Source organism: Bacillus sp. 05T21, assembly GCF_056396785.1.
This window is the reverse complement of the sequence record NZ_JBFTMD010000001.1, coordinates 500,601-523,963: the sequence shown is the minus strand read 5'-3', so window position 1 is coordinate 523,963 and position 23,363 is coordinate 500,601. Positions and strand designations below refer to the sequence as shown.

At 38.0% G+C, this 23,363-nt stretch carries 25 protein-coding genes and 1 pseudogene; 22 read left to right on the top strand and 4 right to left on the bottom strand.

All coding sequences use genetic code 11. The annotated features are described in order from the left end of the window. The first annotated feature begins 1 nt into the window (after position 1). The 12 genes from dxs to AC1DKZ_RS02670 all read left to right on the top strand — a co-directional run bounded on the left by dxs (position 2) and on the right by AC1DKZ_RS02670 (position 12,577). The gene (gene dxs, locus AC1DKZ_RS02725) at positions 2-1,894 is read left to right on the top strand and encodes a 1-deoxy-D-xylulose-5-phosphate synthase (protein ID WP_002067083.1); all 1,893 of its coding nucleotides are present in this window, start codon (positions 2-4) and stop codon (positions 1,892-1,894) included. Positions 1,895-1,897: 3 nt separating this feature from the next. Then, on the top strand, positions 1,898-2,737 hold the full coding sequence (locus AC1DKZ_RS02720) for a TlyA family RNA methyltransferase (protein ID WP_002015074.1): 840 nt from the start codon (positions 1,898-1,900) through the stop codon (positions 2,735-2,737). A gap of 142 nt (positions 2,738-2,879) precedes the next feature. Next, positions 2,880-3,329, top strand: a complete 450-nt coding sequence (gene argR, locus AC1DKZ_RS02715; protein ID WP_002015076.1) for an arginine repressor ArgR — start codon at positions 2,880-2,882, stop codon at positions 3,327-3,329. Between the two features lie 269 nt (positions 3,330-3,598). Continuing rightward, on the top strand, positions 3,599-5,338 hold the full coding sequence (gene recN, locus AC1DKZ_RS02710) for a DNA repair protein RecN (RefSeq protein ID WP_002088564.1): 1,740 nt from the start codon (positions 3,599-3,601) through the stop codon (positions 5,336-5,338). 119 nt (positions 5,339-5,457) lie between these two features. Continuing rightward, a complete protein-coding gene (gene spoIVB / locus AC1DKZ_RS02705; protein WP_215600697.1) occupies positions 5,458-6,750 on the top strand; it encodes a SpoIVB peptidase in 1,293 nt (430 codons plus the stop codon). Positions 6,751-7,036: 286 nt separating this feature from the next. Next, positions 7,037-7,831: a sporulation transcription factor Spo0A gene (gene spo0A / locus AC1DKZ_RS02700; protein WP_002015081.1), complete on the top strand. Its 795-nt coding sequence runs from the start codon at positions 7,037-7,039 to the stop codon at positions 7,829-7,831. 151 nt (positions 7,832-7,982) lie between these two features. Next, positions 7,983-8,957, top strand: a complete 975-nt coding sequence (locus AC1DKZ_RS02695) for a tyrosine-type recombinase/integrase (protein ID WP_476995720.1) — start codon at positions 7,983-7,985, stop codon at positions 8,955-8,957. Positions 8,958-9,656: 699 nt separating this feature from the next. Further along, a complete protein-coding gene (locus tag AC1DKZ_RS02690) occupies positions 9,657-10,328 on the top strand; it encodes a hypothetical protein (protein WP_476995619.1) in 672 nt (223 codons plus the stop codon). After that, positions 10,325-10,516 (top strand): hypothetical protein, encoded by a 192-nt coding sequence (locus tag AC1DKZ_RS02685; RefSeq protein WP_476995618.1) that lies wholly within the window; start codon positions 10,325-10,327, stop codon positions 10,514-10,516. Before AC1DKZ_RS02690 ends, AC1DKZ_RS02685 begins: the two co-directional genes overlap by 4 nt. A 37-nt stretch (positions 10,517-10,553) precedes the next feature. Next, a complete protein-coding gene (locus AC1DKZ_RS02680) occupies positions 10,554-10,733 on the top strand; it encodes a hypothetical protein (RefSeq protein WP_476995617.1) in 180 nt (59 codons plus the stop codon). 293 nt (positions 10,734-11,026) lie between these two features. After that, positions 11,027-11,488 carry a hypothetical protein gene (locus tag AC1DKZ_RS02675; RefSeq protein ID WP_476995616.1) on the top strand — a complete coding sequence of 154 codons (462 nt, stop codon included), beginning with the start codon at positions 11,027-11,029 and terminating at the stop codon, positions 11,486-11,488. A 75-nt stretch (positions 11,489-11,563) separates the two neighbouring features. Then, on the top strand, positions 11,564-12,577 hold the full coding sequence (locus tag AC1DKZ_RS02670; protein WP_476995615.1) for a hypothetical protein: 1,014 nt from the start codon (positions 11,564-11,566) through the stop codon (positions 12,575-12,577). A 291-nt stretch (positions 12,578-12,868) separates the two neighbouring features. Here AC1DKZ_RS02670 and AC1DKZ_RS02665 read toward each other — a convergent pair whose 3' ends face one another. From AC1DKZ_RS02665 to AC1DKZ_RS02655, 3 genes are all read right to left on the bottom strand, one after another. After that, positions 12,869-13,309 carry a hypothetical protein gene (locus tag AC1DKZ_RS02665; protein WP_476995614.1) on the bottom strand — a complete coding sequence of 147 codons (441 nt, stop codon included), beginning with the start codon at positions 13,307-13,309 and terminating at the stop codon, positions 12,869-12,871. Next, positions 13,278-13,754, bottom strand: a complete 477-nt coding sequence (locus tag AC1DKZ_RS02660) for a hypothetical protein (protein ID WP_476995613.1) — start codon at positions 13,752-13,754, stop codon at positions 13,278-13,280. Before AC1DKZ_RS02660 ends, AC1DKZ_RS02665 begins: the two co-directional genes overlap by 32 nt. Positions 13,755-14,292: 538 nt before the next feature. Continuing rightward, positions 14,293-14,841 carry a tyrosine-type recombinase/integrase gene (locus AC1DKZ_RS02655; protein WP_476995612.1) on the bottom strand — a complete coding sequence of 183 codons (549 nt, stop codon included), beginning with the start codon at positions 14,839-14,841 and terminating at the stop codon, positions 14,293-14,295. A gap of 1,637 nt (positions 14,842-16,478) precedes the next feature. On the opposite strand from AC1DKZ_RS02655, the gene AC1DKZ_RS02650 reads away from it, so the two are divergent. The 9 genes and pseudogenes from AC1DKZ_RS02650 to AC1DKZ_RS02610 all read left to right on the top strand — a co-directional run. Next, a complete protein-coding gene (locus AC1DKZ_RS02650; protein ID WP_070143551.1) occupies positions 16,479-17,027 on the top strand; it encodes a helix-turn-helix domain-containing protein in 549 nt (182 codons plus the stop codon). A 19-nt stretch (positions 17,028-17,046) separates the two neighbouring features. Next, positions 17,047-18,030 (top strand): hypothetical protein, encoded by a 984-nt coding sequence (locus AC1DKZ_RS02645; RefSeq protein WP_070143549.1) that lies wholly within the window; start codon positions 17,047-17,049, stop codon positions 18,028-18,030. 551 nt (positions 18,031-18,581) lie between these two features. After that, positions 18,582-18,863 carry a helix-turn-helix domain-containing protein gene (locus AC1DKZ_RS02640; protein WP_171903113.1) on the top strand — a complete coding sequence of 94 codons (282 nt, stop codon included), beginning with the start codon at positions 18,582-18,584 and terminating at the stop codon, positions 18,861-18,863. After that, the gene (locus AC1DKZ_RS02635) at positions 18,860-19,672 is read left to right on the top strand and encodes a hypothetical protein (protein ID WP_476995611.1); all 813 of its coding nucleotides are present in this window, start codon (positions 18,860-18,862) and stop codon (positions 19,670-19,672) included. Before AC1DKZ_RS02640 ends, AC1DKZ_RS02635 begins: the two co-directional genes overlap by 4 nt. 99 nt (positions 19,673-19,771) lie before the next feature. Continuing rightward, entirely contained in the window at positions 19,772-19,999 is a 228-nt protein-coding gene (locus AC1DKZ_RS02630; RefSeq protein WP_100246335.1) for a hypothetical protein, read from the top strand. Between the two features lie 45 nt (positions 20,000-20,044). After that, complete coding sequence (locus AC1DKZ_RS02625; RefSeq protein ID WP_070143540.1) at positions 20,045-20,242, top strand: hypothetical protein; 198 nt, start codon at positions 20,045-20,047, stop codon at positions 20,240-20,242. A 571-nt stretch (positions 20,243-20,813) separates the two neighbouring features. Further along, positions 20,814-21,014, top strand: a complete 201-nt coding sequence (locus tag AC1DKZ_RS02620; protein ID WP_002184906.1) for a hypothetical protein — start codon at positions 20,814-20,816, stop codon at positions 21,012-21,014. 288 nt (positions 21,015-21,302) lie between these two features. Beyond that, positions 21,303-21,845, top strand: a complete 543-nt coding sequence (locus AC1DKZ_RS02615; protein ID WP_476995610.1) for a CopG family transcriptional regulator — start codon at positions 21,303-21,305, stop codon at positions 21,843-21,845. Positions 21,846-22,173: 328 nt separating this feature from the next. Continuing rightward, a pseudogene (locus AC1DKZ_RS02610) lies at positions 22,174-22,281 on the top strand (sporulation transcription factor Spo0A); the annotation flags it as partial. Positions 22,282-22,436: 155 nt separating this feature from the next. Here the strand turns inward: AC1DKZ_RS02610 and AC1DKZ_RS02605 are convergent. After that, positions 22,437-22,583: a YycC family protein gene (locus tag AC1DKZ_RS02605; protein WP_001247671.1), complete on the bottom strand. Its 147-nt coding sequence runs from the start codon at positions 22,581-22,583 to the stop codon at positions 22,437-22,439. A gap of 50 nt (positions 22,584-22,633) precedes the next feature. On the opposite strand from AC1DKZ_RS02605, the gene AC1DKZ_RS02600 reads away from it, so the two are divergent. Further along, positions 22,634-23,362 (top strand): glycerophosphodiester phosphodiesterase, encoded by a 729-nt coding sequence (locus tag AC1DKZ_RS02600; protein WP_431181676.1) that lies wholly within the window; start codon positions 22,634-22,636, stop codon positions 23,360-23,362. Position 23,363: the final 1 nt, after the last annotated feature.

Sequence of the window (23,363 nt, the reverse complement as noted above, 5' to 3'; positions counted from 1 at the left end):
TGTGGATCTAACGCAAATTCAAAACCCTAGTTTTTTGAAAGATATGTCTATCAGTGAACTAGAGGGGTTGAGTGAGGATATTCGTAAGTTTTTAATTGAAGAGCTCTCTCAAACAGGTGGACATATTGCACCTAATTTAGGTGTAGTAGAACTCACAATTGCTCTGCATAAATTATTTGATAGTCCGAAAGATAAGTTTTTATGGGACGTAGGACATCAATCCTATGTACATAAAATTTTAACAGGGCGTGCGAAAGAATTCGGCACATTAAGGCAATACCAAGGTCTATGTGGTTTTCCAAAACGCTGTGAGAGTGAGCATGATGTTTGGGAAACTGGTCATAGTTCAACGTCGTTATCTGCTGCAATGGGAATGGCTCTAGCACGTGATTTAAAGAAAACGGAAGAATACGTTATACCAATCATTGGCGATGGTGCATTAACAGGCGGAATGGCTTTAGAGGCATTGAACCACATTGGGCATGAAAAAACGGACATGATTGTTATTTTGAATGACAATGAAATGTCAATTGCACCAAACGTCGGTGCACTTCATAATGTACTTGGTCGTTTACGTACCGCAGGGAAGTACCATTGGGTAAAAGATGAACTAGAGTATATATTGAAGAAAATCCCAGCAGTCGGCGGGAAAGTTGCTGCGACAGCAGAGAAAATAAAAGATAGTCTAAAATATTTACTAGTATCAGGCGTCTTTTTTGAAGAATTAGGCTTTACATATTTAGGTCCGGTCGATGGGCATGATTATGAAAAGTTATTCGAAACGTTGCAATATGCAAAGAAAACAAAAGGCCCAGTACTTGTTCATGTTATTACGAAAAAAGGAAAAGGTTATAAACCAGCTGAAAGTGACGTTATTGGAACTTGGCACGGAACAGGACCGTATAAAATTGAGTCAGGTGACTTCGTTAAACCGAAAGAAGTTGCACCAGCATGGAGTGCTGTTGTTAGTGAAACAGTGCTTAAGCTAGCGAGAACGGATGAACGTATCGTTGCAATTACGCCTGCAATGCCTGTTGGATCGAAACTTGAGAAATTCCAAAAAGAATTTCCGGATCGCATGATTGATGTAGGTATTGCAGAGCAGCATGCTACAACAATGGCAGCTGGTATGGCAACACAAGGGATGAAGCCGTTCTTAGCAATTTATTCAACATTTTTACAAAGAGCATATGACCAAGTTGTTCATGATATTTGTCGCCAGAATTTAAATGTTTTCATTGGAATAGATCGCTCTGGATTAGTAGGAGCAGACGGTGAAACGCATCAAGGTGTATTTGACATCGCGTTTTTACGTCACTTGCCGAATATGGTGCTTATGATGCCGAAAGATGAAAATGAAGGTCAACATTTAGTATATACAGCGATGCAATACGAAGATGGACCGATTGCTTTACGTTATGCACGCGGAAATGGACTTGGCGTTCAAATGGATGAAGAATTAAAGGCGATTCCAATCGGTACATGGGAAACGTTAAAAGAAGGCACACAAGCAGCAATTTTAACGTTTGGTACGACAATCCCGATGGCAATGGAAGCAGCTGAGCGTCTTGAACAAGCTGGAGTATCAGTGAAAGTAGTGAATGCTCGCTTTATTAAGCCGATGGACGAAGCATATTTACATGAGCTTTTAGGGAAAAATATACCGATTTTAACGATTGAAGAGGCTTGTTTAATCGGTGGCTTTGGAACGGGAGTAGTTGAATTTGCTTCTGAGAACGGATACCATAGTGCTTTAATTGAACGAATGGGTATTCCTGATCGCTTCATAGAGCATGGTAGTGTAACAAAACTGTTAGAAGAAATTGGTTTAACGACAGATGCTGTTGTAGACCGTATTCATACAATGATTCCATCAAAACAAAAAAGGGCGTAACAAATGAGCGTAAAAAAAGAAAGAGTAGATGTACTATTAGTAGAGCGAGGACTTATAGAAACGCGTGAGAAGGCTAAACGTGCTGTTATGGCAGGTCTTGTATATGCGAATGAAATGAGACTCGATAAGCCAGGGGAGAAAATCTCACAAGATACGGAGATTACGGTGAAAGGGCAAGTCATGCCGTATGTAAGCCGTGGTGGTTATAAGCTTGAAAAGGCATTAGAAACATTTCAACTTGATTTACAAGATAAGGTTATGATAGATATTGGTTCATCAACTGGTGGTTTTACAGACTGTGCGCTTCAAAATGGGGCGAAGTTATCCTACGCATTAGATGTAGGATATAATCAACTTGCGTGGAAATTGCGTCAAGATGAGCGTGTTGTTGTGATGGAACGAACGAACTTCCGTTACGTGACACCGGCAGATTTAGAGCGTGGTTTACCGCAGTTTGCAAGTATTGATGTTTCATTTATATCATTAAGGCTTATATTGCCGGTTTTAAAAACAATGCTTATGCCAAATGGTGATGTAGCTGCATTGATTAAACCTCAGTTTGAAGCTGGACGAGAACAAGTCGGGAAAAAAGGCATTGTTCGTGATAGAAAAGTACATGAAGCTGTCGTGGAAATGATTGTCGATTTTGCTCTTAAGGAAGGCTATAATATCGAAGGTTTAACATTCTCACCAATTACAGGCGGGGATGGAAATATTGAATTTTTAATTCATCTAAAGTGGCACGGTGAGCGTGAGAATGGCGAAAATCATTCTCCGGTTTCTATTGAGCAAGTTGTTACAGAAGCACATGATGTTCTAAAACAAAAAGGGAAAGGGGAATGACATATGTTGTTCCTCTTTTTGTTGTAATCGTATAATGATTGTAAAAACAATTGTGTACAAGTAATGGATTATACGGTAACATAAATAAATGAAGTATACCAATGTTTAAACTATGGTAAGAGATAGTGTGAGGTGCAAATGTATGAATAAAGGTCAGCGCCATATTAAAATCAGGGAAATTATTGCTAACAAAGAAATTGAAACACAAGATGAACTAGTTGATATTTTACGTAATGTGGGGTTTAATGTAACGCAAGCAACAGTATCGCGCGATATTAAAGAACTGCACTTAGTGAAGGTGCCATTACATGATGGCCGCTATAAATATAGCTTGCCAGCAGATCAACGATTTAATCCGTTGCAAAAATTAAAACGAAATCTAGTGGATTCATTTGTAAAATTAGACACGGCAGGACATATGCTTGTGCTAAAAACATTGCCTGGTAACGCTCATTCACTTGGGGCACTCATTGATCATTTAGAGTGGGATGAGATCGTCGGAACCATTTGTGGTGATGATACTTGCTTAATTATTTGCCGTACACCTGAAGATACAGGTGTTGTCTCTGATCGTTTCTTAAATATGCTTTAACAGAAAAATCTTGTTTACTTTCCTCTGTAAAGTGGAAAGTAAACAAGATATTTTTATTGGCGAAAAATACGGATTTTCAAATACAATACATTATTTTTTTGAATGAAGTTAGAAAATAGGTGGATTGACCCGTAAAACGAATGTTTGGTACAATGGAGCGGGTTAGAAGAGTAATTTATACATACAAACATATAGTATAACTATTTGAATGAAGAATACTGAGAAAAGCCCTTAATAGGGGATTAGTTTATAACGAGGTGAATGGGGCATTGTTATCGGAATTATCGATCAGAAACTTTGCTATTATTGAGGCATTAAATATTTCTTTTCAAAAAGGTTTAACCGTTTTAAGTGGTGAAACAGGAGCTGGAAAATCCATTATTATTGATGCAATTAGTTTGCTTGTTGGTGGCCGTGGTTCAGCAGAATTTGTTCGATATGGAACAGAAAAGGCTGAGATAGAAGGCTTATTCTATGTAGAAGATGACAAACATCCATGTATCGCAAAGGCAGAAGAGTTAGATATAGAAATAGAAGATGGCATGATTATTTTGAAGCGTGACATCGCTGCGAACGGAAAAAGTGTCTGTCGTGTAAATGGGAAACTTGTTACACTCAGCATATTAAAAGAGATTGGAAAAACGCTAGTTGATATTCATGGACAGCATGAAACACAAGATTTAATGAATGAAGAGCGTCATATGTTTATGCTTGATCATTTTGATGGAAATCGCATTGTTAAACAATTGGGCATATATCAAAATGTATATACAGACTATGAGAAGTTAAAAAAACAGCTGAAATCTTTAAGTGAAAATGAACAACAAATGGCCCATCGTCTAGATTTAATTCAATTCCAACATGAAGAAATTCGTAAGGCGGATTTAAAAATGGATGAAGAATATGAATTGACTGAGGAACGATTAAAAATCTCCAATTTTGAAAAGATTTATAAAGCATTAGGAGATGCGTATCGTTCGTTAAGTGGGGACGGACAGGGATTGGATCACGTAAGAAATGCAATGGGACAAATGGAGAGTATTACGCACTTAGATGAAGCGTATCAAGAAAATCATGATTCTATTGCAAATAGTTATTACTTATTAGAAGAAGTTGCATACCAGCTTAGAGAAAAATTAGATATGATGGAATATGATCCGAAACGTCTAGATGAAATTGAAACACGTTTGAATGAAATCCGTATGTTAAAGAGAAAGTATGGAAATACTGTAGAAGAGATTTTAGCGTATGCTGATAAAATTGAACAAGAAATTTTTACGATTGAAAATAAAGACGTACATATTGAAACGACGAGAAAGCAGTTAACGAAATTAGAAGGTGTTATTGTAAAAGAAGCAACGTTGTTAAGTACTATGCGTCATGAGCTTGCAGATCATCTTACAAGCGCTATTCATCAAGAATTAAAAGAACTATATATGGAAAAAACGAAATTTGAAGTGAGAATTATGAAGAGGGTAGGAAATGTAGAAGAACCTCTCGTGGAAGGAACACCGGTAAAACTTACGGCGGATGGCTACGATCATGTGGAATTTTATATTTCAACGAATCCGGGTGAACCGTTAAAGCCACTTTCAAAGGTCGCTTCTGGCGGAGAGTTATCTCGTATTATTTTAGCTTTAAAAAGCATTTTTTCTAAGCATCAAGGTGTTGCATCTGTTATTTTTGATGAAGTGGATACGGGTGTGAGTGGTCGGGTTGCACAGGCTATTGCGGAAAAAATTTATCGTGTATCAGTAAACTCGCAAGTACTTTGTATTACGCACTTACCTCAAGTAGCTTCAATGGCGGACTCTCATTTATTTATTAGAAAACAAGTGGCGAATGATCGTACGATTACATCGGTTACTGTGTTAAGTACGGATGAAAAAGTAACAGAAATTGCTCGAATGATTTCTGGTGTTGAAATTACAGATTTAACGACAGAGCATGCGAAAGAGTTACTTACGCAAGCGCATCATTTCAAACAGACAGCAGAGGCTATCCAGTAATGGATAGCTTTTTTTTCTCAAATGACGATTTCTTAATTCTTCCGGTTATAAATAAAGCGCTGCAAGGAGAGATTAAAAAGTGAAGCCAAGAGGCTGAATGTGGGGTAGGAGCGAGGAGAGTGAACAAATTGAAATTAGAAAGATTTCGAAAAATAATAGGTCTTTGTCTCCTTGTTTCTCTAGTTTTTATTGGATGTTTTAAACCGCTTCGAACGTTTATTTCATCGCCGAAGCAACTTGTTGTTTTTGAAGGACAACAATCAGAAATAGCATCATTACCAGTTTTTAAGGCTGCATCTACAAATCGTAATGTATTTACTGTAAGTTCAAATGAACAAGAACTTATGGTAAATTCTCACCAAAATGGTGAAGCTGATATGGTGTTTCAACTTGCTGGTTTTCCAGTGAAAAAAGTAAATGTGAAAGTATTAAAAGATTTTAAAGTTATTCCAGGTGGACAATCGATTGGTGTAAAATTGAACACAAAAGGTGTACTTGTTGTAGGCCATCATTTAATTCAAACTGAAAAGGGTAAAATATCTCCTGGTGAAACAGCTGGTGTACAGATTGGAGATATGATTACTGAAATCAATGGTAAAACAATTGAAAGAATGAGTGATGTAGCACCATTTATTCATAATAGTGGAGAAACAGGTGAACCGCTTAATCTTGTTTTATTAAGAGATGGAAAATATATTCGTGCTAAGCTAACACCACAAAAAGACAATGGTGAATCCTCTTACCGAATTGGACTGTATATTCGTGATTCAGCAGCTGGTATCGGAACGATGACATTTGTACATCCAGATTCTATGAAATATGGAGCGCTTGGTCATGTAATTTCCGATAATGATACAAAAAAGCCAATTCAAGTAGAAGATGGACAAATTATGCGTTCGACAGTAACGTCTATTGAAAGAGGAAGTCACGGGAACCCGGGAGAAAAATTAGCAAGATTTTCACCGGATCGTGAAGTGATTGGTAATATTACAATAAATAGCCCGTATGGTATTTTTGGGAAATTAAATACAGATATGACAAACGGCATAATGGATAAAGCAATGCCTATCGCATTATCCCATCAAGTAAAAGAAGGGCCAGCGAAAATATTAACAGTTATTGATCAAGATAAGGTGGAAGCGTTTGATATTGAAGTTGTTAGTACGGTACCACAAAAGTTCCCAGCTACAAAAGGTATGGTTATAAAAGTGACAGATAAACGTTTACTAGCAAAAACAGGTGGTATTGTACAAGGAATGAGTGGAAGTCCGATTGTACAAAATGGGAAAGTAATTGGTGCGGTTACACATGTATTTGTAAATGATCCAACGTCAGGATACGGTGTTCATATTGAATGGATGTTACATGAGGCTGGAATTAATATTTATGATCAAGAGAAAAAAGCGAGCTAATACATATTAGCTCGCTTTTCTTTTGAAAAATTCGTTGAAATTTTGTAAAAGCTCCGCAAGAGCTGTTTTTTGTTGTAAGATATAAGCAAAGGGTTGAACGTTTCGCTGTAATTCTATGATGGAATGTGTTGCGAAAGTAAAAAAATGAACGATAAACATATTTTTTTGTGATTTTATCGGAAAGTAAGAAACTTTAAAGGGAATTTTCACACAATTGTCGAACAATTCATGTAGCCTAGAAGCTTACACATGTCGGAAGAATCGATTCGGTAAGGGAGGAAAAACTGTGGAGAAAATTAAAGTATGTCTTGTGGATGATAATAAAGAATTGGTATCGATGCTAGAGAGTTATGTTGCTGCCCAAGATGATATGGAAGTTATCGGAATTGCTTACAATGGTCAAGAATGTTTAAACTTATTGAAAGAAAAGCAGCCTGATATACTCGTTTTAGACATTATTATGCCACATTTAGATGGTCTAGCTGTGCTAGAGAAAATGCGACATATTGAAAGATTAAGACAACCTAGCGTTATTATGTTGACAGCATTCGGACAAGAAGATGTGACGAAAAAAGCGGTTGATTTAGGGGCATCATATTTCATATTAAAACCATTTGATATGGAGAATTTAACAAGTCATATTCGTCAAGTTAGTGGTAAGGAAAGTGCTACTATTAAACGTCCATTACCATCTTTCCGATCAGCAACAACGATCGATGGAAAACCGAAAAACTTAGATGCGAGTATTACAAGTATCATTCATGAAATTGGTGTACCCGCTCATATTAAAGGGTACATGTACTTACGAGAAGCAATCTCTATGGTGTACAATGATATCGAATTACTAGGATCTATTACGAAAGTATTATATCCAGATATTGCAAAGAAATATAATACAACAGCAAGCCGTGTCGAGCGCGCAATCCGTCACGCAATTGAAGTAGCTTGGAGCCGTGGGAATATTGATTCTATTTCGTCCTTATTTGGTTATACTGTATCCATGTCAAAAGCAAAACCTACGAATTCCGAGTTCATCGCAATGGTTGCGGATAAGCTAAGACTTGAACATAAGGCTTCGTAAACGCTGATATAACAGTATCTGACGCGAATTTAACGTTAAAGATCGTTGAGCAATAAATATCTTTTTTGACCGATAAATAACACGGTCATTTGGTGATAAACACCGTTCTTTTGGTAGTTACTAAAACTATCGAGAGGGCGGTGTTTTTTTGTTGTCTGATTTCGGATTTCAAATCGAAAATTTTATGTTGTATTGTACGTCGAAGAATCTTTCGGTCAAGACTTTGAAAAGTTACGAACAAACACTTAGGTTGTTTTCAGCGTACATAAAGAACGAATTTGATATAAGTGAAGTCGATAAAGTTAAATCGGCACACATACGTCATTATATTAAGTATTTGAGAGAACGCGGTAAGTATACGGTAACAGTTAACAAAAAATCTGCGACAGTTAATTTTCCGCATAAGCGAGACGATTATCGTAAGCCTTTAAGTACTACGACGATTTCTAATTATATTCGAAATATAAAAGTGTTTTTTAATTATTTATACGAAGTAGAGCGGGAGATACGCAAGAATCCAGTCGAAGCGATAGAAAGTATAAAGCCTAGCCGTAAGAAGAAGCCGTTATTGTCAAAAGAAGAACTTCAAAAAGTAATGAGAACTTTCGATAACACAACGTTTCATGGGTATCGTGATTGGTTAATTACACGTCTGATATTAGATACAGGAATGCGGATTGGAGAATGTTTATCTCTTACACCCGACGTAATTGATTTTAAAACGAAGTCTATTCTTATTGAAAACCCTAAAAACAATCAACAAAGATATGTGTATTTTTCTCAAAAGGTATCTAGAGAATTGAAAAATTGGCTGTTATATAGAGATCGCTATTCAAACAGTTTTTATCTATTCCCTACGATAAGAGGGACTCAATTAGAAATTCGTAATTTTGAAAGAACGCTTAGGTTGAACGGTAAGAAGGTAGGAGTAGATATACATCCACATCAATTACGGAATAATTTTGCGAAGTATTACCTGTTAAATGGAGGAGACTTTGTTACATTATCACGTATTTTAGGACATTCAAGCGTAGAAGTAACGCAAAAAGCGTATTTAGATTTTACAGATGGTGAGATTGGGCGCAAATATCAACGCCATTCACCGTTAAGTCATTTGGATATTTAATCGAAAAAGAAAAAGTCCCCAGCGCCAACTGGAGACTCAAAACATTCGCATATAACTAAATAACCGATGACCCCGTCATTTAGTACCTTCATTCTATCGAAAAAATTCGAAGGGTGCAAGGCTTGGTTTCCTATTGTCTTTTTTAGGTACTGATGCGGTAAGTCGAAAAAGCGGAAGCCGTGCCGCTATAAAAACGTAAAAGGGGAGCTAGACCGCTGCAAACACTAGCGCTATACAATTCAACGCATATCATTCCCCGTGCGTCGTATAGGTCTAGCCGATTGCGGGCATTGTACGGCAAGGGTGGAAATACGTTGTTACTACGGTAACAGGGTGTATCGAAAGATTGCGCACTACGGGACGTTTTGTAGTGTAGAAAGTCGATGTTACGAGAAGTCGTAAAGGACGGGGAATGCGTTACTGAAAACCTCACACAACGAGCCGACGCTAGTTGTTAACGCCTCACCTCTATTCGCATTGATATATACGAAAGCTGACGAAGTTTAAATGCTTCGTTATTTTTTAATCTTTGCGAAATAGGGGTTCAAACTGCGCCCTGCTTCCTACAACTTCCTTGCCTCCGCTAGTTGATGTGTCACTGCTTGTCAATAGCATAAATTCGGTATTTAACGTCACTTGCGGAAGTGAGTTGAATATCGGAGGATAACACAGGCGCTATAAGAGGTGGAAGACTTACGCATGGAAAGCAGACTTAATATAAGACAATATGCCGTTAGAGGCGAAGACATAGACACAACATTAAACAGAATCGCAATATTAGCTAAGAAAGAAGTGGAAGATTATTACACTGGAATATATGATAATAAGTATATAGAAAAAATTGAAGCGCACTACATACCGTTGATTGAACACCTGGCCAATGATAGCTGGTATAAGGTAAATAATGAAGTACACTTAATCGAGGATTGTTTCCGTAAGATAAGATATGCGATCAGAACGTTTGATATATATCGAGGGGACTTTGACAGTCGAGTTAAATGGTTATTGTATCAGAGTGTACGACAGTATTGCGGAAGTAGAGGAAAGAAGCGAGGTGCGTTAACGTTGATCGGAGATACTAGCGTATTGGAATCGTTAGGGGATTGCATAGATAATACAGAAGAAAAAGCGATCTATAATGTAAGTACATACGAAGAGATATACGCAAAGCTAAGCGAGAAAGAAGCAGATATTTTGGTATTGGATGCAATGATCTATGCGGCAAAGCATTACGATAAAGTTTCAGAGAGATCGGTTTCCCGATTGTTATCTGAAAGGACTGGAAGATCGTTTGATTCCGCTAGAGGTGCGGTAAGAGGTTTTAAGAAGAGATTGCGCAAAAGGAACGTCAGAAGGGAGGATGTAGCGTGAAAAACAAGAAGGGTAGCGGAACTATACTATTATTAATCGCATTAATGTTAATGTTTGTAACGAAGGCGATTGGGAACGTCATTATAGGAGGACTGGCAGTAGTATTCGGGCTAGCTGTAGCCGCATCGGTTGTTACGAGTATGGTAGGCGACTTCATACGCAAGCGGAAGGAAGAAGAGGACGTATAAAGGTTCGATTTAAGAAAGAGGACGGAGGAATTATACTATGAAAAACAAACGCAAAGAAACGTTATTCATCGTATTCGCATTTTTATTTATGACCGCAGCAAAGGCATTCGGTAATCTGTACGTAGCAGCATTCGGTGTTGCATTCGGATTATCGGTAGGTTTGGCGTTTTTAACTGACATGATTTCGAAGGCACGAGGCAAAGATACTCGCAAGTGATCGCGTTAATGAATTTAATATGCGAATGAAAGTGTGCTAATTTACGTAAGAAGAACATGCAATAGTAACGGTATTTGCGGTGGTGTATGCGTAAAGAATATTGTTTACGCTGTTGAGCAAAAAGTATTACGTATGTGCAGGATAGGCTTTTTAAATCAATAACTTTATATCTCCAGTTATGAAAAAATGTATAATAAAATTGTCGCTTATTGTTATTTAATGTAAAGAAAAAAGAAAGAGTGAAGCAATTTAAAAAGAAAAATTGATCTTCTAAAAGTTAGGTGGGGGAATAATTGAACAGTATACTTACTTGGGTTAATTCAAACGTTTGGATAGTCTCTATTATTACATTAGTTTTTGGAGCTGTATTAAATGCAATTTTAACAAAAAATAAAGACATACTTATAAAAATAGCAGATAAAAAAAGTCAATACTATGCTGAGTATATTAAAGCTTTATTGGAATTTAGTAAACCAGCACAAAATCAAGAACAAAAATATGAGATAGAGAGAAATTATTTTTACTCTAAAAATTTAGTGATTTTGTATGGCTCAGATAATGTTATAGAGAAATGTGCTGTTTGTGAAAAGCACAGTCATGATTTTACATCACCTAAAGGACAAGAGAGATATATTGAATTAATTAAAGCTATGAAACAAGATGTGGAGAATCCTAAAATTATTAAATACTGGTTTAAGCGCAGAAAATCCTATGATTTAGATAATGACATTGCCGATATAGTGTTTAATTTATAAAAAGCAGTAAAGGAATAAGGGTGAATGAATATGCGTCGATTCATATACACTACATAACATTGGGGGAAATATACTATGAAATTTAGCACGAAGTCATTTAAGAAATTATTTTTATTAGGTACGGTTTCCGTATCGATTTTTGGCGTGGTCGGGTGCGGTAATGATTCTATAAAGAATACTGAAAGCGATACAAAGGACAATGCGAAACAAGTAACGAAGACCGATGCACAAAAGAATGATGAATTAAAAGAGAAAAGCAAAGAAACTAACGATAATACACCATACTATAAAGAAACGAATGACGACGGTATTCCTGTTTATATGGAAGAGTACGAGAAAATAGAGGTCGGAATATCTGCTAATAAGGTGAAAGAACTAATCGGAAAACCTAGCGATATTGAAAAATATAAGTCTTATTCGCTATATCGTTACGGTGGTTGGGATAGCGAAGGCACAATGGTTATCTACTTCGATACAAACGGCACTGTTACGAAGAAGGAACAAAATGGGCTTCGTTATCAGCCAGACGATTTTGAACGTAATTATGGCGTTAAGCGTGAAGATGTACAAGCCCCAACGAAGAAAGCCGAGGAAAAGACGCCCGCATCTGTTACGGATTCCGAGCCTACTCATTCGCCTGTAATCGAAAAGCTATTGGGTCTAGAGCCAGGCAGTCAATCTAAAGCTGTATACAGTGACGAAGCCAAACGCATAAAGATCGGTATGAGTTACGATGAAGTTACTGACATACTAGGCACACTCCCGAACATAGTCGAGGGTTACGACACGCACGGAATCGAAGCGGCTTACAAAGGTTACTATAGCGGTTTGCTTGTCGTTGAATTCAATATGCAAGGGGAAGTCGCGCATATAGAAGACGAAGGTATACAATCTAAAGCGGAAGTTGAATCCGAGAAAGTTAACGATAAGAAATATGAGAAACAACGGGAAGAAGAATCCAAGAAACTACAAGAATCATACAAGGAATCTGAACAGAAACGTATAGAGGAATACAAGAAAGTACCCGAAGGTGCGAATCATTCGAATTACGATAGCACATTACCGAATGGTGGCATGGGCGTAGATTAAGTGAATAGGATACGAATGAGAGACGCTGTAATATGCGTCTTTTTTTGTTTCTGTAGAAAGCGAAGATATAAGAAGAAAACGGAAAGACAAGCGCTAAGGTGAGCGCATCCTTCCGTTTTATGAAAAATCCGTTCTTATTGAGAGAGCACATGAATAGAGCGTGTGACAGCAAGCTCTATCTTTCTTCATATTATAGCACTTCTTTCCGATATTAACGATATGTCGATTCTACGTCACCGTTTTCAAGTCTAACGTCTTATTATCGGAAACTTTACGTTTACTAGCATTAGATCATTGCTTACTAAGGGCAATTCGGGATATATCACCAATCCTTATAACGCTATCTCCTGTTTTTCTACCTGTTAGTTCACTTTTATCTATATTGATTTTTTCTATTATTGTCTTTTTTTGTTTAGTCCCTCTAATTCCACCAAGTCCAGCCATACTCTGAGAAAGTGCTACCTGAAGAGGCGAAGGGATGTCTATTTCTTTAGTTACTTTCTTTTGGCATACTGCAAATTTCGGATATACTTCAGTAACTTCTAAGGTATCCTTTATGAAATCGAGCGTCCCCAGTGTTTTGTGGTCATTAAATGGATCGGTTATTTCATCCCCTTCCAAATATATTTCAATGCTATCCCCTATTGAAATATCTTCATAGAGTCCACCGTTTATTACGATGCTATATTCATCAATAATCTTAATTACTTTGAATTTTGTATAACTGCTCATCAAAATCCCTCTTTTCTTTATTCATTATCTCAATTGTTTTGCTTTTCACATTTGTTGTAAGCACTCTTAATTCTTGATGTTTCTGTCCTCTGCATGAATCTTTTACATGAACTTCAAATTCAGTGATTAATTCACCTAACTTGGGTAAGTCATGTTGTATAAATAACTTTCTTTTATGTACAAAATTATCGTACTTACTAATTGATTCATCAGAATTCCTTTTTTCGTTTTTTAGCTGAGTGAGTTCGGTATTTAAGGAGGTAAAACTTTTTTGAACTCCAGTTAGTTTGTTGTGCAAATATATTACTATTCCCAGAAAATAAACAGTGGATAATATGAGTGTTAAGAGCAATTTCACAGTAATGCTCCACGAAGGATTAAAGAAACTTAAAACCCCAGCAAACCCAGGTAATATAGCTAAAATGAAGTTTCGTAACTGTTTCAATTCATTTCACCCCCTTTAATTAGAAGTTTAATAGTTCACTGGTTTTCCTCATTTAAAATTATTATACATTTTTTCTTAGTATTATAATAACCACATATACTTGATTTTTCCAAGTGAAATTGATTGTTTGTATCCGAATGTATTGAAATGAATTTATTTGTAGTGAAATGTAAGATCGCCCATCGATTTAAACGCAGTAATAATCGGGGATATAGTTATTTATATAAAAGTGTAGGCGAATGTAGCGGAATGAATCGAAATGTAAACTCCCCGATAATCTAACAGAAAACGGCGAATCCCTTGCGAGAGTAAGCGCCATACGCATGTGAATGAACGTAAAAAAGTTGACGATAGGTTACGTATACAGGAATTATCCGAGGGATATGCGTATGAATTACGATAGGTTAACGTTGAGTTATCGCCTTTATATTAGCTGGAAAGGCCGAGAGAAAGACCGATCTCAAAAACCAGGGGGTGCAGCGAGACAAGTTTTACGATAAATAAAAAGACCGACCAAAAGCGGCCGATCCTTCACGCATTATAATACGAATTCGTTTAAACTGTTTTCAATTTCTTCGCTAGTAATTCCGATATATGTCAATGTAACTTGCGGGTGTGAGTGGTTTAATATCGTTTGAAGTTTCGCAACGTCCTTCGTTTGCTTATAGAACCAATAACCGAACGTTTTTCTCATCGTGTGAGTTCCGATGCTTTCTACTTCTGCGAATTCAGCGGCTTTTTGTAACTGTCGATATGCCTGCGTTGTCGTGATCGGCTTATCACCTTTTCTTGACGGAAATAACCATTCACTATCGTTAGCCTTCGCATAGGTTTGTACTTCTTCGTATATGTTTAATAGATTAACTTCACGGACTTTTTTTGTTTTTCCCTCTGAAATCTTTACGATCTTTCTACGAATAACATCCGATGTTTTCAACTTCAAAAGATCTCCGACACGTAATCCCGTATTAATACCGATAAGGAATAATATGTAATCTCTTTCAGAACAATGACGCTTCAAAGCCCACTTCATATCCTCTATTTGTTCTTTACTGCGGATCGGCTGCACGTCCTTAAGTTGATTCATGTTATTTCCTCCTATTATAAACCTAATATTTATGCGGTTTTGAATGTACGTTTTTTTAGTGTATTTATAGAATATCACCGAAATGCGTACGCGTCAACAATACCAACGATATGAATGTACGTTTTTATCTAAAATCATACATTCGACCAGGATGCGCATTGTATTACGAATAGGCCCGTATATATCTGCACATTATCAGCGGACCAGGGCACACGCTCATATATAACCAGGCCCGTATATGTATCGACCAACAGGCCAGCACCTATCGACAATAGCCCGACATACATCCCCGTTATATCATGGCCCACCACGTGGGGCCGTACGAGTCTGCACAGTACGTTGTATATGTATATGAATATCTGTATTAGAAATAGAATAGAAAACATTCTCGAAGCAACTGGGAAGCCTGGTGGGTATCTGTCACGCTCTATCATATGCCAGCAACTGGGCTTATGTCTGTATGCTATCATGTCGCAGGCTGCTGCAATGCATCATGTTGTCTATCATCGTGAGTAGCTGCGGATCTTTCTTCGTTCTTCTTTCTTCTTATTAAAATATATTATCGAATCGATTCGAATTGTAATTGTTCTTTGTTTGTTGAGATCTTCTTTGATCAAGATCGTTCGAAGTTAGTTGCGCTCTTTCTTCTTATTAATATAATAGTTTGATCAATCGTAACTGAATCGAATTGCAATCGAATCGTAATTGATTTCGTTTGTTTAAATCATTCTTATTTTGCGTGAAAGAAATCAGCGAAGAAAAGTCTTTCTTGTTTCGTTGTCGCAGTCGAATCGAATTGAATCAGCAATGAAGCAAGCGGACCAGGCACGGCGATCCCGAATCGGAAAATCAGCCAATCCCCCCAAAGGCCCAGCGATATCCCCAGCAGCAAGCGGCCAGAAATAGCGAGCACAATTTTTAAAGTCGGGTAGTTAGATCGCGCGCCAACTGTCGCAGCCTCTCACGAAGTAACGTCGAATCTATCGACTATAATTTTGCGCTATCTCCTTCGAAAATCCTTCGCTTATTCTTCGTTAAATATACGTATATCTATTTTAAGGCCTATGACACCTTTCTAACACGTTCCTAGTAATTTTGATTTGTATTAGATCGATAGATAACGTGAAATAGCGTCGAATCTCGTAATCCGTTTTCGCAGTCTATCGAATCTATTTTACCCAGGGCGATCATTTTGCGTTATTTCGTTAACCGTAAAAAAATTTCGCAGCAATTTTTTAAAACAGGCCCGTTTTTAACCCAGGTTCTAAATTTAGAGCGCCTATGTTTTTGTAAGACAAGAAACGCAAAATAAATCGTAAGGCCGAAGCCTAAAATGTATAGGCGATTGCACCTATATTAAAAGGCGGGCCGTCGGCGATTATTTATATAAAAGATCTTCTCTATTAATCTATAACTTTTTATGCGTAGAGTGAGAGTATTCTTTTTATACTCGAAACTCAAATGATTAAGTAAAGATGAATAGATTAAAGCTGAATAAAGTAAAGCTGAATTCCGTATATCATGTTAGCCATCAAAAGGCCAGCATGTTAGCCACAAGAAGGCCAGCATGTTAGCTATCAAAAGGCCAGCATGTTAGCTACGGCACACGAAACCAAAATAAAACAGGAGGAATCGACGTGAAACTAACAATAAAACAGATAGTAGAAAACGGAAAGTTAGCGAGACAGGCGACAGAAAAGCAGCCTCAACAACCACTATATGATAAAAACGATTTCACGGACGGATCTGGATTTATTAGAACGCCGTCCCAACTAAGGTATTACACGGATCTATACCCGTACGGAATTACAACCGATGCAATGTGGATATATCAGTTAATTATCGACTGGTACAACCACGAAGACGGATCGGCATATCCTTCACAATATGTTATTGCTCGCAGACTTCGAAAAAGCGTTGCGACAGTAAAGAAGCACATTTCAGCGCTGCGAAGTGTCGGTCTTATCAGCGTACAATCTCGCGGCATCGGTCGAAGCAATTTGTACTTACCACTAAAGCCGCTAGACAAGCAAACGATGTACGAGCGATTCCCACTGGCAAAGCAATTCGCCGATGAACATGAAGCGCTTATAGATAAATACGAAGGTATCGACAAAGCAACGATCGAGCCGAACAAGAAACGCCAGGATGAGAAAAAAGCCGAAGTGGCTGCGGAAAATAAATAAAACATACGGAGGAATTCAAATGAAAAACACTATCAAAAATCAATCAATCGTAAGAAACACAGAAAAGGGATTCGACATAATCAAAATGGATCGAATCAACATCGGAAAAAGAAAGAACAAGATAGAAAGATATATCGCTACACTATCAGACGGAACCCAGCGAAATTTCAAACGTTGTATAGGCGAATGTGGTGAAATGCTTACATACGAATCATTCCCGAATAATCACGTGACTAGGGACGGACATCTAAATGTATGTAGAAATTGTAGATCGGAATCGAGTCGTAAAAGACAAGCGAAATTAATGGCCCAGGTAAACGAAAACGAAAAACGTACATGCTCAGTATGTAATGAAGATAAGAGAATATCAGAATATAACACCAAGGGATATGGGTACCGAAAAGAATGCAAAAGATGCCAGTACAAAGAAGATAGACTGCGAGCACATGCCCGAAAAAGTAGAAAACTAGGGTTACACGTAAAACTAGAAGGTGAAGGAATGGAGGAGTTTCGAAATATAGTAATGAATGCAGCTTGTATATTAACGGGAAGTTTCGAAAATGTATCGAGTGATCATATTATCCCGACGTCGTTAACAGGTGGAAGTCATATAAGTAACCTATTGCCGATCCGACGAGAACTAAACGCATCAAAAGGGGCGCTTCCATTCTTTTTATGGGTTAGAACGAAGAATTTCTGCGAAATCGCGAAAAAATACGATGTTAGGCCCGAACGAGTTGAATTTTTTATTGATCTTGCCGCAAAAAGTAATTGTATGACAAGCGATCAATATGAACGTTATACATTATGGGTTTGGAAGATGCAGCAGGACAAAGACACGAAACATATCACGGCGAATCCTACGTTTTCAGAGGCGAGCGACTACGGAACGGGGGAATTATGTGGATTTTCCCACGACGGGGCCGTGTATTATCGACCAACAGTAACAGACAAGGAAAGAGCTGAAATATATGCGAATTTCGACGCAGAACAAGCGAATTAATAAAAAGTTTCGTAAAAGTTAACCCGAATTCTGAGAAATAGGAGCCTATGTTTTTGTAAGGGAAAGCGAAATTGATCGGAAATATTACAAGCGTGTTACATATCGGAAATGAACGGAATTAGTAACCCCGATAGACGTCCATATGTAATAGAAGATCTTTTCCTTTTTCTGATTTCATAGTTTTGTTGGCTGCTGGTTTTTGGAAAGGCTGGCAGCCGTTTTCTCCTAATACATACGAAGGGGTGAACAACTAAGCTTGCTAAAAGCATATAAGAAACCATAAATTGATTAGCGGGGAAACCCGCAAAATAAAAAATAGAAATCGATGTTACTATATCGAAGTTATAGAGAGACTTCTTTGAACAAAAATTCTTCGAACATTTAAAAGGCGCCTTGTGTTTGTCGCCGCGGCGCCACGCGGTAGACATACGTTACACAGAAAAGCATACGTAAGGGAACGGCGGTGGCGGTTTAGTGGTTTTTCCTTCGCTGCGTCTCCTTTATTTGATCAAACGGGGTGAGATATCCCGACAAGAAAGGAACGAATACACGTGATAACATCTAGCATTCTATCATTGATACTAAAATTTTCAGCATTAACACAATATGAATTTGCTGAAAAAATTGGTATTTCTCAATCGGCGCTATCAAGGTACATCATAGGTGAACGAGAAATCCCGTACGAAGTGGCCGCAAGCATCACGAAAACGATCGGGGAACACAATATATTTTTGCTGCGAACCTTTGACAGCGGTTTAAACACGATCGAGATCGATATTAAAAAGCGAATGAACGAAAACTATAAAAATGAAAAAGGGGAACCAAAACTATGAAAAACACAAATAACACAGTAGAAAACAATAAACTAACGGTAGAGGAAATAAAAGGACGCTTGCAAGATGCGCATGTTCTTCGAAGTTCTCTAACTTCTCATATGGCAAACGAAGTTTTACCACGAACGCGCCAGGCGATTTCGGCTATTAGAAAAGATCAAGAATTAACGTTCAAAGGACAACAGGCGAAAATCGAACGATATAAAAAGCAACAGGAAGTGCGATTGCTTGATGAAATACACACGTTGAAAAAATCACACGGTTTATTGCTAGCCGATGCAAAAGCGTCAGCAGAAGCGATTCTAATTGCCGATGTTGAGCAACCAGACGAAACGGCACAAGCACTATTTAATATGCGAAAACAGAAATTGCAATCAGCGATCATGTATGCACCGACACCGCAAGCGAAACTAAAAGCACTGTCAGACTTTGCCGAACTAGGAAACGAAGGCCAGGCGTTTGCACGTCAGATTCAAGGAGATTTCCAACAGTTATCACTAATGGCGATGAACTCGACAACGAATTCTGGCGAACTGCAATCGATCACGAAGGCATTAGGCACGATCAACGCAAAACTAGAAAATGCAGCTTACACGGAAGAACAACAAGAGGTCGCAGAGTTGCTGCAAGGTATCGATGAGAATCTGAATACGCGTTTTGTAAATACGACTGTTCTAGGTACATCATTAAGCGAGATCTCACAAACAACACTTGAATACGCGAATAAAACAGATGAATACGAAACAGATTTTGCCGAAGACGTGGCCGAATACGAACAGGCGAAGAACCTGGCATTATTAATAAAATAACGAAATCATAGCAAAGAAAATGGCGGTTAGGTTTGGCGCCTGGCTGCTGCGCTTGATCACAATAAACGAAACTATGCAATATATCGGGGGAAACTGGACATGAAAACAAACTACAATCCAGAAAATAATGAGAGAATCGAAGGAAAGTCGGTACAAAGTGTATTATCAGCGGCGCGCGTGCGTTTTGGCGGGAATTGTCTTGTACTAAACACGCAAACGTACAACAATCCACACTGGATCGCTGAATACAATGGCCCGACAAAAGGAAACGCAGGGATTGACGACGTTACGAGAAGCATTTCGCCAGGAGGCGCGGATCTTATGTAGAAAAATTTCACACACCAGACTATAAAACGAAAAGGAAGCGACACTATGAAAACACTAATCGAAATCTATCAAGAGGAACAAAAGCTATACGAGGAGAAAGAAGTGCGACTAAAAGCGCAGGAGGCGGCCGAAAAGGAATGGCAGGAAGCAATCAGCAGACTACAAGAAGAAAAAGCGAAGGTTTTAGATCATGAGCGAAACAAACGTGAAGGCGTGGCAATGAGTCGCATGATTGTCGGATAATATTGCGAAGAAGGACGATACTTAGGGGCGTTGCCTTACCAAATCATAAGGCACGATAATTCTAACGGAAAGGGGAGGCGATAGTGGTGGTGGCCCAATCGTCAATAGCTTCCATATCGAAAACATGAATGTACGTGACGATAGTGATATCGAAAGAATTGCGCGAGAGTTAAAGACAATGGAACGTACGCAAGATCGGGCGCGTGGTATATAGTAACGAAGATTGGCGGGAGGATTCCCGCCTTTCTTTATTTTATAGACTATATGCGAAAAGTGCGATGCCGAGAATGACGGTACTCTATATATCTTAGGCGACGAAACGGTCAAGGAGGAAGAAGTCGTTAAGGCGTTAGCTAAAACGAAGTAATCGTAAATGATTGGTTAGGGATTCGGCTCATTCACATTCAAAGAAAATAACGTTTCTAGTGCGATTGGGCAGCCGTTATCGGAACTTATCCCCCGACAGTGTGTTACAATTAAACGAAGCGGAAAGCGAGGATCTCCAATTGACTGGACGTGTGATTAGTTGGACAGTTTAAGAAGGTTGTATAAAAAGGGAGATGGCGCAAAGATGGCGAGAGCAAACGAGAATGATATAACGGAGAAATTGGCAGAAGGTCACCGAAAATATGGTGACGGCAACTTTACAATACAGAACATCGGCGATGAAACTAATTCGAATTGGACTGTCGTAAAAAATGTGAGGAAGGGATCAGCAGGCATCCGAGAAGAGGAAGATATATTAAGACTGCAATCAAAATATATAAAATAGTGCGGAAATGGGCGGGGATCAATTCGCCTGTCTTTCTTTTTATAGAATATATGCGAAAAGCGCGATACTGAGAGACGCAATTCTAGACGATTAGATTTAATATGATGAACAGTTCGCCTATATGCGTTCTATTTCGATTTAATTAGATTAAGAGACGGGCGGAAGTGAGGTGAGCGGCAGATTTGCTACACCTTTTTTATTATTTATGTGATATATTTAGAAGATAATATTGTAAAAATTAGATAATATAATATTACGCAAGTTGCGTAATGAGAAGGAGAGGATCATGTGGAAATTGAGGAAGTACTAGCGTCGTTGAAAGAAAGTAACGCTAAGGAAGTTGGAAAAGAAATTGGTATGTGTGATAAAAGGTTGTTAAAGAGGTTAAAAAACGCGGGGTATAAACATAGTAAAAAAGGTGGTATAGGTTGGTATTTTACAGGACAAGGAGAAGCGCGTTTAAAAGCGGATATCCGAGAATTTATAGCGGTTGCCGATGATACGAAGGTAGAAACTACAGATGATGTACTTACGAAAAAAGACATAAGTGAATTACGGAAAATGCTAAGCGAATGGGGTCCGACTAAAAACGCAGTTAATACGATCATGCAACAGAAGGAAAAGATTTCGGCGCATAAGAATATAAATCCGATCTATTCGTTGTATATGTGTATTGGAGAAAGTGGGACGCAAGAAAAGGTGAGTAGGACAGTGAATCTCGACAAGGGGATATGTACGAAAATAGATAGTGTCGAGGAGAAGCATCGTTTAAATCGTGATGAAATTGTAGAGATTGCGCTTTTTGAGTTCTTTGAGAAGTATAAGGTGTAATAGCGGTGAGAGGGACGTGGGATTTCGTTATCTACGTCCTTTTTTCGGCTATAAGTGCATAAGGTTGCGCTGAGAAACACAATTTGAGACGATTATCTTGTCTTCCATGGATATAGTATCATCTAAATGCGTCAGAATCGTCGATAGAGAATCGGTAGAATATGAGCATATACAAGTTATTATAGAATCGTGAGATTTGCGCTTGCTATTGCGTTAGATTTTCGATATTATGGAATTAACGAGGTAGATACAGTTTACCGATAAATTCGGTAAGGATAAGCCTATAAACTACCAAAAGAACGGAAAAGATAAAACGATTAAAAACGTTATAACGTCAGCATTCGATACTGTATCCATGTCAAAAGCAAAACCTACGAATTCTGAGTTCATCGCAATGGTTGCGGATAAGCTAAGACTTGAACATAAGGCTAGTTGAGATTAGTATATTCAAAATAAATATTTTTATAAAAGATCAATGAGTTTAAAACACTCGTTGATCTTTTATTTTGTTTCCCACATTCATAATTTTAGTGGGTAAGTTATCCGTGATATAATAGGTGATAATAAAAAGCCCTGCAAAACAGGACTATATTATTCTTCGTCTTTATTTTGTTTTTCTAATTCAACTAACTTTTGTATTAAAATATGCTGTGGCATATGCATAAGTTGTTCAAGTGGAACACCTAACGCTTTTGATAGGCGGACTGCAGTGTCTGGAGAAATTTGTAATGGTCTCATAGAAGTACCTCCTTTTTCGTATAGTATAGCATAAGATTGGGGGAGTGAGGATGACTCTTATATTTGCACATCGTGGTGCAGCGGGAACGTATCCGGAAAATACAATGATTTCATTTGAAGCGGCGGAGGCTTTCGGGGCAGATGGAATTGAACTCGATGTTCAATTCACGAAAGATGGAAAAGTTGTCGTTATTCATGATGAAACGGTGGATCGGACAACAAATGGAAAAGGTGCGGTTCGAAATTATTTATATGAGGATTTATGTAAGTTGGATGCGAGTTATAAATTCGGTGACAAAGTAGGTTTTTGCAAAATACCTCTTCTAGAAGAGGTGTTAGAATGGCTCGCAAAAACGAAATTGCTACTCAATATTGAACTGAAAAATAATAAAATTCCATACAGAGGTTTAGAAGAAGAGGTTATAACACTTGTACGTAAGTTTAGTCTAGAGGATCGTGTTATATTTTCTTCGTTTAATCACTACAGTATGAAAAAATGTCATTTGATGGCTCCTGATATTCAAACAGCTATTTTGTATCGTGAAGGTTTGCATAGCCCGTGGGCATATGCAAAAAAGATGGGTGCTACTGCAGTGCATCCGAATTATCGTTATCTTCAAGATGCTATCGCTGAATTAACGATGGAAAGTGGTGTGGAGGTTCGTCCTTACACAATAAATGAAGAAACGCTTATGCGTAAATATTTTGATATGAATATATCAGCGATTATTACTGATCATCCTGAAACAGCAAGAACTTTATTACCGATAAAAAAATGAG

Excerpts from the sequence above, each read along its gene's own strand:
- AC1DKZ_RS02720 (WP_002015074.1), top strand. The coding sequence starts at position 1,898 with ATGAGCGTAAAAAAAGAAAGAGTAGATGTACTATTAGTAGAGCGAGGA.
- argR (WP_002015076.1), top strand. The coding sequence starts at position 2,880 with ATGAATAAAGGTCAGCGCCATATTAAAATCAGGGAAATTATTGCTAAC.
- AC1DKZ_RS02690 (WP_476995619.1), top strand. The coding sequence starts at position 9,657 with ATGGAAAGCAGACTTAATATAAGACAATATGCCGTTAGAGGCGAAGAC.
- AC1DKZ_RS02680 (WP_476995617.1), top strand. The coding sequence starts at position 10,554 with ATGAAAAACAAACGCAAAGAAACGTTATTCATCGTATTCGCATTTTTA.
- AC1DKZ_RS02670 (WP_476995615.1), top strand. The coding sequence starts at position 11,564 with ATGAAATTTAGCACGAAGTCATTTAAGAAATTATTTTTATTAGGTACG.
- AC1DKZ_RS02665 (WP_476995614.1), bottom strand. The coding sequence starts at position 13,309 with ATGAGCAGTTATACAAAATTCAAAGTAATTAAGATTATTGATGAATAT.
- AC1DKZ_RS02655 (WP_476995612.1), bottom strand. The coding sequence starts at position 14,841 with ATGAATCAACTTAAGGACGTGCAGCCGATCCGCAGTAAAGAACAAATA.
- AC1DKZ_RS02645 (WP_070143549.1), top strand. The coding sequence starts at position 17,047 with ATGAAAAACACTATCAAAAATCAATCAATCGTAAGAAACACAGAAAAG.
- AC1DKZ_RS02635 (WP_476995611.1), top strand. The coding sequence starts at position 18,860 with ATGAAAAACACAAATAACACAGTAGAAAACAATAAACTAACGGTAGAG.
- AC1DKZ_RS02630 (WP_100246335.1), top strand. The coding sequence starts at position 19,772 with ATGAAAACAAACTACAATCCAGAAAATAATGAGAGAATCGAAGGAAAG.
- AC1DKZ_RS02625 (WP_070143540.1), top strand. The coding sequence starts at position 20,045 with ATGAAAACACTAATCGAAATCTATCAAGAGGAACAAAAGCTATACGAG.
- AC1DKZ_RS02620 (WP_002184906.1), top strand. The coding sequence starts at position 20,814 with ATGGCGAGAGCAAACGAGAATGATATAACGGAGAAATTGGCAGAAGGT.
- AC1DKZ_RS02605 (WP_001247671.1), bottom strand. The coding sequence starts at position 22,583 with ATGAGACCATTACAAATTTCTCCAGACACTGCAGTCCGCCTATCAAAA.
- AC1DKZ_RS02600 (WP_431181676.1), top strand. The coding sequence starts at position 22,634 with ATGACTCTTATATTTGCACATCGTGGTGCAGCGGGAACGTATCCGGAA.